A 16,854-nucleotide genomic window follows, 5' to 3' on the forward strand; every position below is an offset into this window, starting at 1 on the left:
AACAAATATTTTTGTTGTTTTTAGTAAATCTGCAATGAATAGAATATTTTTATATAAAAAAATTTAATTATGAAAACAAAATTATACCACTTGTTATCTTTTTCTTTCTTACTAGCATCTCTTTCTTTAAATGCCCAAGAAAGTCAATGGCAGAAAACTCAATTTATTGAAGGTACCCAAGGTGTCTCACTACAAGGTTTAAACCAAAAACACTATTCAGTTTTTAATTTAGATATAGAAAAAATTAAACAGCAACTTACCAATGCTCCTTTGAGGCAGCAGTCTCAAGGATACTCCAACACACTCGTTAGCTTTCCTAGTATTAATGGTAAACTACAACAATACCGTATAGTAGAAACTTCTATTTTTTCTTCGGAAGACAATGCAGCACAACACCCAAATATTAAAACTTATTTAGGCTTTAATACAGGTAATTCAAGCACAAGAATACGTTTTAGCATTACACCTTTAGGTCTTAAAGCAATGATTTCTGAGCCAGGAAAAGAAGTTGTTTACATACAACCAGTTACTAAAGTATCTAATGGTCAATATTTAATTTATAATAAACGAGCAGAGATTAACGCATCTAATACTTATGAATGTTTAACCGAAGACATTGACATTTCAAAAACAATTACCAATAATCAAATATCAAGAGATGCCAACGACCAAGTTTTAAGAACCTTTAGAATGGCAATGTCTGTAACATCAGAGTACACCAATTTTTGGGATGATGGAGACAACTCTAATGGCAATGCACAGGAAGACGCTTTAGCTCAATTGGTTTCAACATTAAATAGAACCAATGAGGTCTTTGAAGTAGACATGGCAATTACATTTTTATTAGTAGATACACTAGATGATCCTGCTCTAGACCTAGTGTACTCTGGAACAGATCCTTACGGAAACAATTTAAATGGAGATTTACAATCAAATCTAACAGCTACTGTTGGAGAAGGAGACTATGATATTGGACATCTTTTGGACTTTGGAGGTAATAACGGTAATGCAGGATGTATAGGTTGTGTTTGCGAAAGCGGAAAAGGAAGTGGTTTTTCCTCACATTCATTTGCCGATAATGATGGAGGCCCTTTTATGGCCGACTTTTTTGACATAGATTATGTGCCACACGAAATAGGACATCAAATGGGAGCAAATCACACATATTCTTATAATTCTGAACAAACAGGTGTAAATGTTGAGCCTGGAAGCGGAACAACTATCATGGGTTACGCAGGTATTACAGGAGGAAATGATGTTCAAGATCATAGCGATCCTTACTTTCATTATGCGAGTATTGATCAAATTCTTGACAATGTAACTAGTGGAGCTAATCAATGCGCTATCGTTACAAACATAACCAACAATCCACCAATTGCAAATGCTGGCAATGATTTTACCATACCTATGGGAACCGCTTTTATTTTAAAAGGCGCAGCTACAGATGATAATTCGGGAGATATTTTAACCTACACTTGGGAACAAATTGATGACGGCATAACCACTAACGGAAGTTTTGGCCCAAATAAAACTACAGGAGCTGTTTGGCGATCTAGACCTCCTAGCATTTCACCTAATAGATATATGCCAATTTTAAACAGAGTATTAAATGGGCAATTGACAGAATCTAACCCTGTTGAAACTACTGAAAACACATCTTGGGAGACCGTATCTACAGTTAGTAGAAATTTAAATTTCGCGCTTACTGTGAGAGATCGATCTGATGCAGGAGGTGTTGGTCAAATGCCTCAAACAGATTTTGATGAAATGATAGTAACTGTAGATGACACCTCTGGACCTTTTACTGTTACGTCTCAAAGTACAAATGAAAATTGGGATGCAGGCTCAACCCAAACTATTACTTGGGATGTTGCAGGAACAAATACAGGATCTGTTAATACACCAACTGTAAATATTCTCTTATCTGTAGATGGCGGACAAACTTTCCCTTTTATAATGGCCTCCAATGTTCCTAATGATGGCTCTCACAGTGTAACTGTACCAATAACAGGTGGAGACACTAGTATGGCTAGAATAATTGTTGAAGGAAACAATAATATTTTTTATGCTGTTAACTCAAGTAGTTTTTCCATACAAGAATCAGAATTTGTTATTACATTAGATGATTCATCTGTTAATATTTGCCAACCAGATAATGCTATTTACAATTTCACGTACAACACATTTCTCGGTTTTAATGATCCTTCTACTTTTTCTGTAGTTGGATTACCTGCAGGAGTAACAGCAGTAATAAATCCTTTAACCGCTACAACAAATGGTACCACCGGAACAATAACAGTATCTGGAACAAACACCTTACCTGTTGGGAGTTATAATTTTACTTTTCAAGGGACATCTGGCACTATAACAAAATCAGTAGATGCAACACTAAATATATTTAGCCCTACATTAGATCCTGTGACGCTAGTAAGCCATGCAAATGGAGCTATTGATGTGCCAGCCGATGGTACTTTAGAGTGGGATTTAAATACTAATGCTCAAGATTATTTAATTGAAATTGCTACTGACGCAAGTTTTAATTCTATCATTGAGACTGCAACTACTATGTCTAATTCTTACGTAACTTCTAATTTAGGTGCAAATACAGAATATTTTTGGAGAGTAACAGCTTCTAACCAATGTGCAACTGCTATACCATCTTCTACATTTAGTTTTACAACTGCTAATTTAACGTGTGATGTTTTTATAGACGACATAGCTCAAAGCATTTCACCTAATGGAGCAGGCAACACCATTACCTCTACTATAAATATTGGACCTAATTTTCCACTTACTGATGTCAATGTCGTTATTGATATAAATCATACATGGGTTGGAGATTTAGATATTACATTAACAAGTCCTGCTGGTACTGTGATTGAATTAACATCAGACAACGGGTTTAACGGTGACAATTATACCGATACGGTGTTTGATCAAGAAGGCACTGATGGCTCCATTGTTGATGGAGCTGCACCTTTTACAGGTAGTTATATTCCTGAAGGAGACTTATCAACTTTGAATGGCGAAATGTCTGGTGGAGACTGGATTCTTACTGTTGTTGATGATGCTAACGCAGATGGTGGTACTTTTAATAGTTTTAGCTTAGCGCTTTGTGTACAAGGAACACTTTCTGTAGATGACTTAGACAGCAATTTTTCTGAGTTTTTAGTATACCCAAATCCAAACAATGGTTCATTTAACATAAAACTAAACAGTGTATCAAATAATGACATTGATATTTCTGTATTTGATATAAGAGGAAGACAAATTTACAACAACCTTTATAAAAGTTCTCCTCGTTTTAATAAGGTTATTAGTTTAGAAAATGTTCAATCTGGAGTTTATCTTGTGCAAGTAAGCAATGGCTTAAACAAACAAACTAAAAAAATTATAGTCAATTAAATTACAAATGTTGTATTATAAAAAAAAGGAAGCTTTAACAGCTTCCTTTTTTTATTTACCATTAAACGTGTTCATGGTATTTTGTATTCCTGCCAAACCAAAAGATTTAATTAGCTCTATAGATTTTTCAAAACGCTCTGGCAACTTACTATATTCGTCCTCAGTCCATTCACCTAAAACATAATCTACTTGCCGTCCTTTACTAAATTCATCGCTGATACCAAATCTAAACCTATTATATTTCGTGGTTTGCAAGGTATGCTGAATGTCTTTTAGACCATTGTGTCCTCCATCGCTACCTTTAGTTTTAACTCTAATGTTTCCGAAGGGAAGGTTTAAATCGTCTGTAATTACGAGCAAGTTCTCTTGTGGTATTTTTTCTTTTGTTAACCAATATTGCACTGCTTTTCCGCTTAAATTCATGTACGTACTAGGCTTTAAAAGAATAAACGTTCTTCCCTTAATTTTGTAGGTTGTTATATCTCCAAGTTTTTGAGTTTCGAAAGTAAGGGCTTCTTTATGAGCTAAAGCATCTAAGATTTTAAAGCCTATATTATGCCTTGTATTTGTATATTTTTCGCCAATGTTGCCTAACCCAACAATAAGAAATTTTTTCATAGGATCTTTTTCTTCTACATCAAATGATGCAGATTTATTATTAAATAGGTTACGTATAAATTTCCAGATAATATTTACATTTAGTTGTACTACTACTTTTCAAAAATAAAAAAGCATTCTAAATAAATAGAATGCTTTTTAATATTGTAGAACAAAATATGTTTATTCTTTTACTGCAGCTGCATCATCAGTTTCAGTTGAAGGCACTCCTCCATCTTCACCTTCAGTTTCATCTTCATCGTCATCATCATCAATAACAGCAGTTCTAGCAGTTTTAATTTGCACTACTACTGTGTTATCTGCATGAAGTAATTCGTATCCTTCTCCTTCTAAAGCGGTAACATATAGTTTACCACCAATTTTAAGAGGTGTGATATCTGCTTCTAAGAAATCTGGTAAATTTTTAGGTAAAGCTTTTACTCTTAATTTACGTCTGTTTTTACGAAGAATACCTCCATTTAAAACTCCTCTAGATGTTCCTATAATATGTACAGGAATATCCATTGCAATTTCTTTGTCTTCAAATAAACGGTAGAAATCTACATGTAGAATTCTATCTGTTACTGGGTGAAATTGGATGTCTTGTAAAACAGCATCATAAGTTTCACCATTTTCTATGGCAATCACAACTGTATGCGCATTAGGCGTGTATACAAGTTTAGAAAAAGCCAATTCTGGTGCAGAGAAATGCACGTTTTGGTCTCCTCCGTATAATACGCAAGGAACCTGACCAGCATTACGTAAAGCCTTCGTTGCCTTCTTGCCTACGCTTTCTCTTTGAGATCCATTGATTGTAATTGATTTCATTTAAAAAAATTTATAATTATTATTAATACTCATTTTTATAACCGTAGTAAAAAATACACTTTGGTTGTAAAGCTCATTTCTAGTAGCTGAGCTAAAAAGCTACATTAAAAACTTCGAGCTGATAGATCTATTAAAATGCACATTATGCATTACTTCTGCGAATAAATCAGCACAGCTTAAAACTCTAATTTTTTCACTTTTTTGTTTGAGCGGAATTGAATCTGTTACGATCAACTCTTCTAGTTTAGAGTTTTCTAGTTTATTATATGCTTCACCTGATAAAATAGGATGTGTACAAATAGCTCTTACACTAAGTGCTCCTTTTTCCATCATTAAATCTGCTGCCTTGGTTAATGTTCCTGCTGTATCTACCATATCATCTACCAATACGACATTTTTTCCAGTAACATCTCCAATTAATTCCATATGAGAAATCACATTAGCTTTTGCACGTTGCTTATAGCAAATAACCACATCACTTTCTAAGGCTTTAGAATACGCATAAGCACGTTTTGATCCACCCATATCTGGAGAAGCAATAGTTAGATTTTCTAAATTAAGTGATTTTAAATATGGTAAAAATATCGTTGATGCAAACAAATGATCTACTGGTTTCTCAAAGAAACCCTGTATTTGATCTGCATGCAAATCCATAGTAATGATACGCGTTGCACCTGCAGCTTCTAACATTTTTGCTACTAATTTTGCAGCGATAGGAACTCTAGGTTTATCTTTACGATCTTGTCTTGCCCAACCAAAATAAGGTAAAACAGCGGTAATGTGTCTTGCCGATGCTCGTTTTGCAGCATCAATCATCAACAACATTTCCATTAAATTTTCTGGTCCAGGATGCGTAGAACCAATAATGAAAGTACGTGCACCTCTAATAGATTCTTCGTATGATGGCTGAAATTCACCATCACTATATGTTGATGTAATAACATTACCTAAAGGCGCACCAAAGGTTGTAGCGATTTTCTCGGCAAGTTCTTTACTTTGTCCGCATGCAAATATTTTTGCTTCTGTCACTCCGTTTGGCATTGGTAATGAATTATTTGTGTTAATAAGACACGCTTTATTTTAACGAGGTGCAAATTTAGGAATTTATTTGAACTGAAAAAGCATAAAACCTACTATTTTTGACAGATTGTAATAAATTATTTTATAATTTTGCAGTCTGAAAACGCTCAAGTGGTGGAATTGGTAGACACGTTGGATTCAAAATCCAATGTCGCGAGACGTGTGGGTTCGATTCCCACCTTGAGTACTTATTTAATGTTTATTGAACCTTAATAGCTTGAAAAACAGTTGTTAAGGTTTTTTTATAGCTTATTTTTGTACGGTTATTGTATTGTGGGATTGGTTAAGGGGGGGGGTGTGTCCTGAATTACATTTCTATCATTTTACCAGCATAATTATTTGAAGTTTTCGAAGCTATTTGTTTATAGCTATCAATAATATTTGTTAATAACTCAATATGAATAGTAGATAAATTGTAATTCCTGAATAACATTTATAGTATAGTTGTTAATGTCATTTTGCCACTAATTAAATAAGCCATTCTAACGACGTTGTTAGTTTAGATAGTAGTTTGTATGGTCTTTCTTGCTGGTGCGTGAGTGGCTGGCTGTGTGCGTGTTGCGTGTGTTCTGGTGCGTGCTTATGTAGGTAGTAAATAATAATAGTTATCTGTAGTATATAAGTCTTAGGGTTAAGATGTAACTACTTGATAATGTGATAGTTAAAAAGGTACTTTCAGAGGTAACTACCTAATAGGCAATATGTTCTAGCCTGCGTTAAGCATACACTTAGCGTATATTTCAACCTTGTTATATTGGTCGTTATAGATAAAAACTATCATAAATATATTTTATCATTGAATATAACTATAATAAGGGTTTTAGCTGGCTTTAGGTGTGATGTAACAAATAAATATAACAAGCAAAAAAAAGCCTGCTATCGTAATGATAACAAGCCTTTTTTCAAACAGTCTGACAAATCTAAGTTCTAAACATAATTATTAAGACTCCTTCATCTGTTACGATTGGATTCGTTTTAATTTTATAATTATCTGCTGCCGCCTCATCAATTTCAATCTGTAAATCTTCGGCTAAGTGCTTAACGATTATCTTATACTCTGGCGCCATCTTTTACCATTTTTATTTGATATTCCTTACCAATTTTTAGAACGTTCCCAACTGGGCTAAAACCTTTTGCATTGTGTTTTATTATTTCATGCTCAAGAGCTGTTTGTGTTTCTGCTGTGAGTGTTATATCTTCCATGTTATTTAATATCTAAAATTGCGTTATAATTAAGTTCATAGCTTTTTAAATCTCTATCTAAAGACTTTACACATTTGCCGCATCCTGTCAATACATCTGCGTATGTGTTTTTCATTTTTCTACTTGCTTTTACAAAGTCCTCAATTGATGAAATTTTATCTATTTGGTTTTGATTAGTAGCGTATAATTTAAAAAACTCACTATCGACTGTAATTTTATAGCTATCTTTTAAAATACTTAGAAAGTCATCAATACAATATTCTTTTTTTGTAGGTGCTTCGGGGTGGCTTACTCTTTCAAAATTTTTTTCATAGGTCTCTTTTGAAAACCAGTAGTCGTGATTTTGAGTATAAAAGTAGTGTTTAATATCAAGTAGCTTTTTGTATCTATTTTCAAGTTCTGTTAATTCATCTGTGTCAATATTGCATAAGATTAACCATTGTTCAAAATCTGCTTCAGGTATTCTCTGTTGCATCTTCTTTTTTTGATAGTCTTCAAATATTGTCACAAAATTACCGTCCTTTAAATCTGATAGCTTTAATTTATGATCTACTTTTTGAGCTGTTAGTTCACTCTTTACGGCTTCCAGTAGTTCGGGAATAGCTTCTATTTTCTTGATAAACCTTTGCTGATAGTCTTCATCATGGTGTAGTAATTGCTTTGTCATTTTTGTAATTGCCTTATTCAGGTCTTTGTTCGTGCCACTTTTTATTTATTCGTGGCTATTGTTTATAATATGTTAATATGTGTTGCGGGTAATTGTGGCAATAACTAGGGCGGGCGTATATGATGGTGCATTTTGTTGAATTTTGTAAAATGTTAGGAGAGTTAATGGAATAGTAAAAACTTACTGTATATAAAAGTGTATTTATACATACATAGACTTATAATTTAATTAACTATCCTAACTATTAGTGTTTAAGTGCTTGTTTGTTAGAGGTTTACGTTTGTTAGGTGAGGTTAAAAACGTTAATTTCACCTAACTTTTTAAGTAATACCCTAACTGTTTGAGAGCAAATCGGGCTGTTTAATTATTACGTGTGTTTTATTGCCGCCTCCAGTCTTTGTTTCTAAAATTAACCCTTGACTATTAGAAAATTCGTTTAGCCATTTCAGTACTGTTTTAGAAGCATTTGAGCTGTATTTTGCGTATCTGTCGGGGAGTATCTCTTTTGTTAGATTACTAAGAATATACCATTTGTCAAGCTCCATGACGTTGTTAGTAAAGTTTACAAACTCCTTGCTTGTCGAATTGCTAAACATCACTTTTACAATTTCAGGATTTTCGTATTCTATTAAGCCATGCTTTAAAAATACTTGAGCGCAATGGATCATATAAGCATAAAAATTATTCCATTGGCTTTTGTTCCAGTCATCAAATAACGTTTTATTAAAATCATCATAAGGAGTGTATTGGCTGTCGTAATGATTATTTATTGTCAATCTAAAAATGCGGTTCTTGTCGCTCGAATTATTACTACCTAATCGATAATTCGTAATAATCATTATATGTGGTGCATACTCATAAGGAATTGTACATCCAACTTTTGAACGTCCTTTTATTTCAACATCAATTCCGCTTTTCAGTTCGTGCAGTTTAGGAATAGGAAAATTTTTAGGAGCATCTCCAAAAATGAAAATATCTTGTTGCTGGGTTATTGACTGAAAAGGAAAATTTATATTTATGTTTTCGCCAGATTCAAAGCCAACATTTAAAACCTGCTTGAGAGATTCTCTAAATATACCGTCTTTTCCACTTTGCCCGCTTTTACTGTTAATGGTTAAACTGTTTTCATCTGATACAATAAATATTGTTTTTTGTCTTTTGTCTTTACGTCGGTGCATTTGAAAGCCTTTAAGGGACTTTATACTTAATAGGTGCTTATTGCCGTTTGTAGTGTGTTCGTCAAATTTTTTAATGTCGCTTTCGTTTGCATCTGCTGTTGTTATATCGTAATCAAAATCTATAATTTTTGAAGCATCGATATAAGTTTTACTTTTTGCAAATTGGCTGTAACTTTCTGTTGTAATTTCTTTACTAGTAACTTTTACGATAGTGTTTCTAAAAAACAACCTTGTTATTGCTTTAGGATCTCTATATTCTTTTAGTTCAAATGGTGGTAATATACCGACTACATGAGTTTCTTTTTTAATATGTCTATTTATAGCAATATTAAGTTTGTTTAAAACGTCGTTACTTTGAGAGCTATATTTTTGATGAATATCGAGTATGAATTTTGCAATTTCATCTTTTGTGAAGCCACTGTATTTAATACCATTGTGATATAAACAAAATTGAGGTTGCCCGTATATAGTTTCTTGATAAAAACCTATTAGAGTTAATGCAGTTGCAACCTCTATTGTATTTACAATAATCTTTGCCTTATCAAGTGCGTAACTGTTTATAAATAAGTTTTTTTCGCTATCTTTACCTTGTAAATCCTCTAAAAGATTATTAAGGCATTTGGTGTGTGTAGTGTATACCATTTGCCTTTATTTTTTTAGTGCCACAATTGAAGCCTCCACCTCTGAACGCTTGTATAATACTCTTCCAGCTACCTGATACGCTTGCAACGTTCCACGCTTTGTGTAGTTATGTACACTCGATACATCCACCTTTAAAAGTGCTGCTACTTCGTGCCTTGTTAAATACTCGGTTGGTTGCTTCGGTTCAAAGTTTTGTTTGAAGTTTTCTAATTGATTTTTTACGCCCTCTAAAATAGAATTTTGAAGTTCTTGAGGTGTAATTTGTACGAATTGAATTTGTGCCATTGTAATTGAATTTATTGTTATTAATAGTGCTAAATAACAACCGTTTCAATTCCGATTTATGGCAGTTTTTTCCGATTTATCGGAGGTGCAGTATTTTAGTTTAATTTAGTTTAAAGATGTTATTAAAATTATTTTCTCTATTGCTATTGGTGCATTTACTTAAGGCGTAAAAACATCCTTTACTGTCAAAATTATCATAATTTTTTTCTGTTATAAATTCGGTACTTAATAACCATTTCATAAAATCTGAATGACTTGTATGATGAATTAATTCTTCATATTTTAAACGTTGAAATAAATAGCTGTAATCGAGATAAGGTTCTATGATATGTTTTTCTGTAAATTCAATAAATTGGTTATAGGTTTCTATCTTTTTAAAAATATGAATTGCGTTTTCGGGTATTGGTTTTAATCCGTTTTCATTTGCCACTTTTCCAGCTTCATCCGCTTCAATTCCTTTTAATATTTTGGCTTCAATTAGTTCAGCGTGTTCAATAAATTTTTTCGGTGTATCGTTACCATCTAAATCAAAATCAAAGGCGTTTTCTATTTCGTTTATGTCTGCTTTATTAACTTTATTAAGTTTGGCTTTGACTTCATTCAGAAACTTACTTTTTTTAATAATCTTATTTACTTTTTCGGGTTTTAGTTCCGTTGTTTTGGCAAATAAAATAGCATCATTAATAGTACTATCTATTTCAAAATAAATTGATGTTTGATTGTCTTTGTCTGTTTGTTCAGGATCAAAACTTTTAAGATTATCATATAATTCAGAAAGTACACCATAAGCATCATTTTTATAGGTGTTTGGGTGCGCTTGCATAACGTTTAGATAGTTGTTATACAATTCTGTTTCTTTGTCGTTTAAATCAATTCCTTTGGCTTTTTTAGCCTTTGCCGTTTCTAAAATTTGTACGTTACCCATTACTTATTGATTTGATGCGTTTTTAATTACTGTGAATTGTGTTTCTTTTTTGTCTTCTAACTTTTTATAATAATCATTAAAGGTGTCTAAGTGTTCTTCGCTTTCTTTTTGAACGTATTGTAAAAATGTAGCATATTTTTTATGTCCTGTTACTTTCATAATACTTTGATGTGGCAATTCATTAAAATGTAGAGTTGCAAAGGTTCTGCGCCCTGTATGGGTACTTATGTATTCGTATTTAGGTCTTAATTTTTTTTCTAAACGGTTGGTCTTCTTGTTTCTCAATTTGCCTAATATTAGATTGTCAATTTCAGCGAGTTTACAAATATCTTTGAAGTGCTTATTTAGTTTCTGTTGACTTACTTTGTATGGTAGTCCGTTTTTGTATATTTCTTTAACGGCTGGTAAAACAGGAATAACAACTTTTTTTCCTGTCTTAATTTGCTTGAGTTCTATTTTATAATTATCTCCATCTTTTTTAAAATTCTCTTTAATCATTCCGTTTAGTAAATCGTTACCTCTTTGTCCTGTATAGATAGCGAGTAGTAACCATTTGCGAGCGTTTAAAAAGGCTTTCGATTCAAAGTTATAGTTTTGTATCTTTTGTATGTCTTCAAGCGTTAAAGTGATTACGTCGGTGTCCTCGTCGTATGTGTTAACGGTTTTTATTTCTAACTTATCTAAGTCGTTAGCGGTTTCAACTTTCTTTGATGCTTTATTTATTACCGTTTTTAGTATTGAAACTTTTTTTACTGCGGTGTTGTGTGAGTATTTTTCATTAATCTTTAACCATTCAAAGAAGTCATTAAACCAATCTTTATTAAGGCTTTTTATTTTGGTAGTCTCAAAGTCCTGATATCTTTTTATAACGTTCCTAATGTCGTTATATCCTTTAATTGTGTTTTTAGATAGTCCTACTGTGTTTTTTGATGTTTCTATATTGTCGGCATTATCAATAATGTAGTCAATCCAGTAAGACAAGTATTTTGCTTTAGGATCTATTTTTTTAGGGTTGTAGTATTTCTCAAGTTCTTTATTTAACCAATCTGAATTTATTGATATAATTTCTTTGTCATTTTTAAACGATTCTAATAAGTGATTTTCGATGCTTAATAATTTCTTATCAATTTCGGGTTTTAGGTTTTTATTTGTGCCACTTACACCTCGTTTGTTTTGAGTTTCCCAATATTCTTTGGTCACTTCTAATTCAATTTTAGCGTTTAGAGTGACGTCGGTATATGGTACTTCTTTTGATTCTTTGGATTTTCTGACTTTTACAGTTGATGGTGTGCTGTAGTCTCTATAAAGAAAACGTATTGTTAATGGTGCTTTCTTTTTTGTTGAACGATAATAAAAATTAACTGTTGCCATGATAAGTTGGTTTTGCAATACAAAAATACAAAATCTGTACGGTAGTTGTATTGTAAACTTGCATTAAATTAGATTTTATTGCATTTATTTAGATTATTGATTTTTATTAATATTGTGTAAAGTACTGAAAATGAGTAGTTTTATTATTGTTTGTGGTTTAATGGGATTGAACGAAATGCAAAGTTTCGATTCCCACCTTGAGTACCAGAAAAGGTTCTAATTTAATATTAGAGCCTTTTTTATTTTATATAATTAGCTTTACGATGTATACTACAACATCAAATCATGTAATTTTTAGTTACATTTTCACAAACTCGCTAATTAAATGTAACTTTGATACAACACCAACTTAACCAAACATTTTATTTAGTAACACCCAAATCCCATAACTATGATAGACCAATTTCTGTCAAATTTTCAAAATGGTGTATACCACATTGTAAACATAAAAGCTTACGATCACATTTTATTTTTAATCGTGCTTACTGTTCCTTATTTATTTAAGGACTGGAAACGTGTATTTATTCTCATAACAACATTTACCGCTAGTCATTGCATCTCATTAACATTATCAACATATGATATTATTAATGTCAACCTTAAATTGATTGAGTTTTTAATTCCTATATCCATAATAACAGTCGCATTATTTAATGTGTTTACTACTGGCAAAAAATCTCATGGCACCACCTTTGGGTTGGTGTTTTTTGCGACTTTATTTTTTGGATTAATTCATGGTTTAGGGTTTATTGATACGTTAGAGCGTATTACTTCTTCTTCGGAAAATAAGCTACTCGCACTTTTTGAAGTTGGATTAGGCATGGAAGTTGGACAACTTTTCATAGCTTTTATTATTATCTTTTTAAGTTTTCTATGTCAAACTATTTTTAGGTTTTCAAAACGAGATTGGGTGATGGTAACCTCATCGATTGTTGTAGGTTTTGTTTTACCAACCCTAATTAACAGCGACTTATTTTCTTAAAAAATCAGGTTGATAATATACGTTTGATAAAACTTAAACGTTATGAAAGTCTTAAAACATGACCTAGATTTTTAATAATTATTACATTTGAAATATAACTTTAATGGTTGAGTTGATATTTCCGAAGAAAACTCAAAACCACTAAACCTAGAAAATGTCTCAAAAAAAACAATTACGTTACGATAAAGCTTACTTAAGAATTGCGAAAGAATGGGGAAAACTCTCTCATTGCAAACGCAAGCAAGTTGGTGCCATAATAGTAAAGGACAGAATGATTATATCAGACGGTTTTAATGGCACTCCAACTGGTTTTGAAAACTATTGTGAAGATGACGAAGGCTATACAAAATGGTACGTGTTACACGCTGAAGCTAACGCCATTTTAAAGGTTGCTGCTTCAACACAATCTTGCAAAGGCGCTACGTTATACATTACGCTATCACCTTGTAAAGATTGCAGCAAACTCATACACCAAGCCGGAATTATAAGGGTTGTTTACCAACAAGGTTATAAAGACAATTCTGGATTAGAATTTTTAGAAAAAGCAGGTATTGAGCTAGAATTAATTGAAGATATAAACGCATAAATGGCATTCCAAAAAAAATACATACCACTTATTATTGGTGTTGCAATCGCGGCAGGTATTTTTATTGGAGGAAAATTAAACTTTACTGATACTTCAGATCGCTTATTTACTTCAAACAGTAAAAAAGACAAACTCAACAGACTCATAGACTATATAGATTACGAATATGTTGACAATGTAAACACAGATAGCATCGTAGATGTCACTGTTAATGGCATTCTTGATAATCTAGATCCGCATTCTACCTATATTCCAAAGAGTGAATTAGAGCGTGTTACCAATAACATGAAAGGTGATTTTGTTGGATTAGGCGTTAACTTTTATACGTATAATGACACTATAGCTGTGATTAAAACGGTTAAAGATGGTCCAAGTGAAAAGGCAGGCATTAAAGCTGGTGATCGTATTATTATGGCAGATGGTGATTCTATCTTCGGAAAACAATGGAGTAACGCAGATATTATTTCCAAATTAAAAGGAGAAGAAGGCTCTAAAGTAAAACTTACAATTTATAGACGAGGAGAAAAAGAACTCATAGAGCTGAAAGTGAAACGCGATATTATTCCGATTGAAAGTGTAGACGCAGCCTACATGCTTACCGATAATTTGGGTTATATAAAAATCAATCGCTTTGCAGAGTCTACCTATAAAGAGTTTAAGCATGCTTTAGACATGCTTCAAGATCAAGGTGCAACACAGTTAGCCTTAGATTTACGAGATAATCCAGGTGGATTTTTGGGTATTGCAGAACAAATTGTTGATGAATTTTTAGAAGACGACAAACTTATTTTGTTTACAAAAAACAAAACAGGTAAAGTTGAAAAAAGCTATGCCACAGGAAAAGGAGATTTTGAAGAAGGTGACGTATATATTTTAATTAATGAAAGTTCGGCTTCTGCAAGCGAAATAGTTGCGGGCGCCTTACAAGACAATGACAAAGGCACCATTGTTGGTCGACGTAGTTACGGCAAAGGGTTAGTACAACGCGAAATGTCGTTAGGCGATGGTAGCGCAGTGAGGTTAACAGTTTCTAGATACTACACACCTACTGGTCGCTCTATTCAAAGACCTTATGACAATGGTAAAAACAATGATTATTATAAAGATTATTATAAACGTGCAAAAAGTGGTGAATTTGAAGATGCAGAGCAAATAAAAATAGCAGACTCTTTAAAATTCACAACACCAAAAGGCAAAGTCGTTTATGGTGGTGGTGGCATAATACCTGATGTGTTTGTGCCAATGAATGCATCCATACACAATGAAACTTTAGAATATTTGAGACGTCGAGAATACATTAGCAATTTTGTTTTTGAAGAATTAGATAAAGACCGAAGTGTTTATCATAATGTTACCGCTAACGATTTTATAGCAAATTTTGAAATTAGCGATGATATCGTAATTAAGTTTCAAGACTTTGTAAATCAAAAAGAGAATACCAACCTCACATTTGTTGCTTATTATAAGCAAATGAAACGTTTAATAAAATCTGAATTAGCTCAACAACTCTACGGAAGCACTATTGCTGAAAAAATTATTAATGAAGGTGATGATATGGTTGAAGAGGTCATTTTATTAAGTCGAGGCAATTATTATTTTGAGGTAGATCTTAATGAAGATCACTAAACCTTATCATGTATTTTAGTTTGCTTACCATCATTCCAGAGTGTTAGAATATCTGTAGCTACTTGCGCTCCGCTTCCAGATGCGATAGCAAATTGGCTCCTCCAACCAGCTAAGGTTCCTGCAACATACAAACCGTTATCAACTAAATGATCTTCATTTTTTAACCATATACGATCTTTTTCTATGGCAGCTCTTGGATGTGGTTCTACATAACTTTCAAACCCTTGTATGGTTAACAAATTTGTATAACCCACAGCAATAACAACGAGTTTTGACTGGTATGAACCTTTATTTGTCGTAATTGTAAAACCTTCCGCAGTACGTAAAACAGAAGTTACTTTTTCACTATCTATTTGTTCAACATGAGGATACAATTGTTTTAACTGTTTTGTACCGCTTTCTAAAATATCTGCACCTAAAGTACCAGGAGTTAATCCCAATACATTATTAAATAATGCGTTTTGCAAATGCGATGTTTTTTGATGCGTCACAATTGCAATCTGCTTATCTGCCGCAAATGGTTTTGGTTTTGCCGACCCTAAAACTAAAGCACAAGACATTCCTGCTGCTCCACCTCCTATAATTAAAACATCATACATTATTGTCGTCCTTTAAGTTTGTCATCTACACGCTTTGATAATCTTAACACTTGTAGTAAAATAATAGCACATAAAGACGTAAGTATTGTAATTAAAGCAATAATACTTTGACCTTCAAAAAGATTATTAAAATTTAGCATTGTTGTGTTATAGATAATTAGTCCTACAGCAATAATGGTTACTATTATGGTAAAATATTTCATATACAAATTGTATTAAATGGTCGCATGAGTTTACTCTATGCTAAGGCACATAACTCAAACTCACACGTGCCATATACTGATTTTTTCATTTAAGCCATCTCAAAGAGTGCTTTAATATTTTGTGCAAATAATTTAACTGCAATAGCTAAAAGTATCACACCAAATACTTTACGAATAATATTAATCCCGTTTTGACCAATCATTCGCTCAATCCTTGATGAGGTTTTTAACACTATAAAGATAATGATTACATTTAGTATAACTGCAATAATGATATTTTCAATTCTATATTCTGCACGTAACGACAATAATGTTGTTAAACTTCCTGGTCCTGCAATTAACGGAAAAGCCAAAGGAAAAACAGAAGCCGTCATTGTTGAACTTTCATCTTGCTTATATAAGGTAATACCAAGAATCATTTCTAAAGCGATAAAAAATAGAATAAATGCACCAGCTACAGCAAATGAATTTACTCCAACGCCTAAAAAGGATAAAATAGTTTGACCTAAAAACAAAAAGACGATCATAATAATACCTGCAATGGTAGATGCTTTTCCACTTTCTATATGTCCTACCTTTTTACGCAAATCGATAATAATTGGAATATTACCAATAATATCAATCACCGCAAATAAGATCATAAATGCCGTAAAAATCTCCTTGAAATTTAATTGTAT

General features: G+C 32.5%; 17 protein-coding genes and 1 tRNA gene. 5 read left to right on the forward strand and 13 right to left on the reverse strand.

Annotation, left to right across the window (positions count from 1 at the left end):
* The first annotated feature begins 69 nt into the window (after positions 1-69).
* On the forward strand, positions 70-3,405 hold the full coding sequence (locus tag TD29_RS05025) for a zinc-dependent metalloprotease (RefSeq protein ID WP_052466981.1): 3,336 nt from the start codon (positions 70-72) through the stop codon (positions 3,403-3,405).
* Positions 3,406-3,456: 51 nt separating this feature from the next.
* Here TD29_RS05025 and pth read toward each other — a convergent pair whose 3' ends face one another.
* From pth to TD29_RS05040, 3 genes are all read right to left on the reverse strand, one after another.
* Complete coding sequence (gene pth, locus TD29_RS05030) at positions 3,457-4,023, reverse strand: aminoacyl-tRNA hydrolase (protein ID WP_084203391.1); 567 nt, start codon at positions 4,021-4,023, stop codon at positions 3,457-3,459.
* 162 nt (positions 4,024-4,185) lie between these two features.
* On the reverse strand, positions 4,186-4,830 hold the full coding sequence (locus TD29_RS05035) for a 50S ribosomal protein L25/general stress protein Ctc (protein WP_040279347.1): 645 nt from the start codon (positions 4,828-4,830) through the stop codon (positions 4,186-4,188).
* A gap of 99 nt (positions 4,831-4,929) precedes the next feature.
* Entirely contained in the window at positions 4,930-5,871 is a 942-nt protein-coding gene (locus tag TD29_RS05040; RefSeq protein ID WP_040279348.1) for a ribose-phosphate pyrophosphokinase, read from the reverse strand.
* 144 nt (positions 5,872-6,015) lie between these two features.
* On the opposite strand from TD29_RS05040, the gene TD29_RS05045 reads away from it, so the two are divergent.
* Positions 6,016-6,097 (forward strand) — tRNA-Leu (locus tag TD29_RS05045).
* Between the two features lie 733 nt (positions 6,098-6,830).
* Here TD29_RS05045 and TD29_RS18470 read toward each other — a convergent pair.
* The 7 genes from TD29_RS18470 to TD29_RS05070 form a co-directional block, all read right to left on the reverse strand.
* Complete coding sequence (locus TD29_RS18470; protein ID WP_161792599.1) at positions 6,831-6,977, reverse strand: hypothetical protein; 147 nt, start codon at positions 6,975-6,977, stop codon at positions 6,831-6,833.
* A complete protein-coding gene (locus tag TD29_RS18475) occupies positions 6,961-7,113 on the reverse strand; it encodes a hypothetical protein (RefSeq protein WP_161792600.1) in 153 nt (50 codons plus the stop codon). The genes TD29_RS18470 and TD29_RS18475 overlap by 17 nt, the downstream gene beginning before the upstream one ends.
* Position 7,114: 1 nt before the next feature.
* Complete coding sequence (locus TD29_RS05050; protein ID WP_040279350.1) at positions 7,115-7,780, reverse strand: hypothetical protein; 666 nt, start codon at positions 7,778-7,780, stop codon at positions 7,115-7,117.
* Between the two features lie 332 nt (positions 7,781-8,112).
* A complete protein-coding gene (locus tag TD29_RS05055; RefSeq protein ID WP_040279352.1) occupies positions 8,113-9,600 on the reverse strand; it encodes a hypothetical protein in 1,488 nt (495 codons plus the stop codon).
* A gap of 6 nt (positions 9,601-9,606) precedes the next feature.
* Positions 9,607-9,885 carry a helix-turn-helix domain-containing protein gene (locus TD29_RS05060; RefSeq protein WP_040279353.1) on the reverse strand — a complete coding sequence of 93 codons (279 nt, stop codon included), beginning with the start codon at positions 9,883-9,885 and terminating at the stop codon, positions 9,607-9,609.
* Positions 9,886-9,985: 100 nt separating this feature from the next.
* Positions 9,986-10,810: a hypothetical protein gene (locus tag TD29_RS05065; RefSeq protein ID WP_040279354.1), complete on the reverse strand. Its 825-nt coding sequence runs from the start codon at positions 10,808-10,810 to the stop codon at positions 9,986-9,988.
* 3 nt (positions 10,811-10,813) lie between these two features.
* Complete coding sequence (locus tag TD29_RS05070) at positions 10,814-12,181, reverse strand: tyrosine-type recombinase/integrase (protein ID WP_040279355.1); 1,368 nt, start codon at positions 12,179-12,181, stop codon at positions 10,814-10,816.
* A gap of 391 nt (positions 12,182-12,572) precedes the next feature.
* On the opposite strand from TD29_RS05070, the gene TD29_RS05075 reads away from it, so the two are divergent.
* From TD29_RS05075 to TD29_RS05085, 3 genes are all read left to right on the forward strand, one after another.
* Positions 12,573-13,163, forward strand: a complete 591-nt coding sequence (locus TD29_RS05075; protein WP_152611467.1) for a HupE/UreJ family protein — start codon at positions 12,573-12,575, stop codon at positions 13,161-13,163.
* 154 nt (positions 13,164-13,317) lie between these two features.
* The gene (locus tag TD29_RS05080) at positions 13,318-13,749 is read left to right on the forward strand and encodes a deoxycytidylate deaminase (protein ID WP_040279356.1); all 432 of its coding nucleotides are present in this window, start codon (positions 13,318-13,320) and stop codon (positions 13,747-13,749) included.
* A complete protein-coding gene (locus tag TD29_RS05085; RefSeq protein WP_040279357.1) occupies positions 13,750-15,375 on the forward strand; it encodes a S41 family peptidase in 1,626 nt (541 codons plus the stop codon).
* Here TD29_RS05085 and TD29_RS05090 read toward each other — a convergent pair.
* From TD29_RS05090 to TD29_RS05100, 3 genes are all read right to left on the reverse strand, one after another.
* Positions 15,372-15,974 (reverse strand): FAD-dependent oxidoreductase, encoded by a 603-nt coding sequence (locus tag TD29_RS05090; protein ID WP_174435337.1) that lies wholly within the window; start codon positions 15,972-15,974, stop codon positions 15,372-15,374. The genes TD29_RS05085 and TD29_RS05090 overlap by 4 nt on opposite strands.
* Complete coding sequence (locus TD29_RS05095; RefSeq protein WP_040279360.1) at positions 15,974-16,177, reverse strand: hypothetical protein; 204 nt, start codon at positions 16,175-16,177, stop codon at positions 15,974-15,976. Before TD29_RS05095 ends, TD29_RS05090 begins: the two co-directional genes overlap by 1 nt.
* A gap of 89 nt (positions 16,178-16,266) precedes the next feature.
* Positions 16,267-16,854, reverse strand: coding sequence for a MarC family protein (locus tag TD29_RS05100; protein WP_040279416.1), 588 nt, complete (start codon positions 16,852-16,854; stop codon positions 16,267-16,269).

Source organism: Psychroserpens damuponensis (assembly GCF_000826655.1).
Classification (GTDB): domain Bacteria; phylum Bacteroidota; class Bacteroidia; order Flavobacteriales; family Flavobacteriaceae; genus Psychroserpens; species Psychroserpens damuponensis.

Coding starts and splice junctions, on each gene's coding strand:
- TD29_RS05075 (WP_152611467.1), top strand. CDS start 12,573: ATGATAGACCAATTTCTGTCAAATTTTCAAAATGGTGTATACCACATT.
- TD29_RS05050 (WP_040279350.1), bottom strand. CDS start 7,780: ATGACAAAGCAATTACTACACCATGATGAAGACTATCAGCAAAGGTTT.
- pth (WP_084203391.1), bottom strand. CDS start 4,023: ATGAAAAAATTTCTTATTGTTGGGTTAGGCAACATTGGCGAAAAATAT.
- TD29_RS05090 (WP_174435337.1), bottom strand. CDS start 15,974: ATGTATGATGTTTTAATTATAGGAGGTGGAGCAGCAGGAATGTCTTGT.
- TD29_RS18475 (WP_161792600.1), bottom strand. CDS start 7,113: ATGGAAGATATAACACTCACAGCAGAAACACAAACAGCTCTTGAGCAT.
- TD29_RS18470 (WP_161792599.1), bottom strand. CDS start 6,977: ATGGCGCCAGAGTATAAGATAATCGTTAAGCACTTAGCCGAAGATTTA.
- TD29_RS05040 (WP_040279348.1), bottom strand. CDS start 5,871: ATGCCAAACGGAGTGACAGAAGCAAAAATATTTGCATGCGGACAAAGT.
- TD29_RS05025 (WP_052466981.1), top strand. CDS start 70: ATGAAAACAAAATTATACCACTTGTTATCTTTTTCTTTCTTACTAGCA.
- TD29_RS05055 (WP_040279352.1), bottom strand. CDS start 9,600: ATGGTATACACTACACACACCAAATGCCTTAATAATCTTTTAGAGGAT.
- TD29_RS05085 (WP_040279357.1), top strand. CDS start 13,750: ATGGCATTCCAAAAAAAATACATACCACTTATTATTGGTGTTGCAATC.
- TD29_RS05060 (WP_040279353.1), bottom strand. CDS start 9,885: ATGGCACAAATTCAATTCGTACAAATTACACCTCAAGAACTTCAAAAT.
- TD29_RS05070 (WP_040279355.1), bottom strand. CDS start 12,181: ATGGCAACAGTTAATTTTTATTATCGTTCAACAAAAAAGAAAGCACCA.
- TD29_RS05065 (WP_040279354.1), bottom strand. CDS start 10,810: ATGGGTAACGTACAAATTTTAGAAACGGCAAAGGCTAAAAAAGCCAAA.
- TD29_RS05035 (WP_040279347.1), bottom strand. CDS start 4,830: ATGAAATCAATTACAATCAATGGATCTCAAAGAGAAAGCGTAGGCAAG.
- TD29_RS05080 (WP_040279356.1), top strand. CDS start 13,318: ATGTCTCAAAAAAAACAATTACGTTACGATAAAGCTTACTTAAGAATT.
- TD29_RS05095 (WP_040279360.1), bottom strand. CDS start 16,177: ATGAAATATTTTACCATAATAGTAACCATTATTGCTGTAGGACTAATT.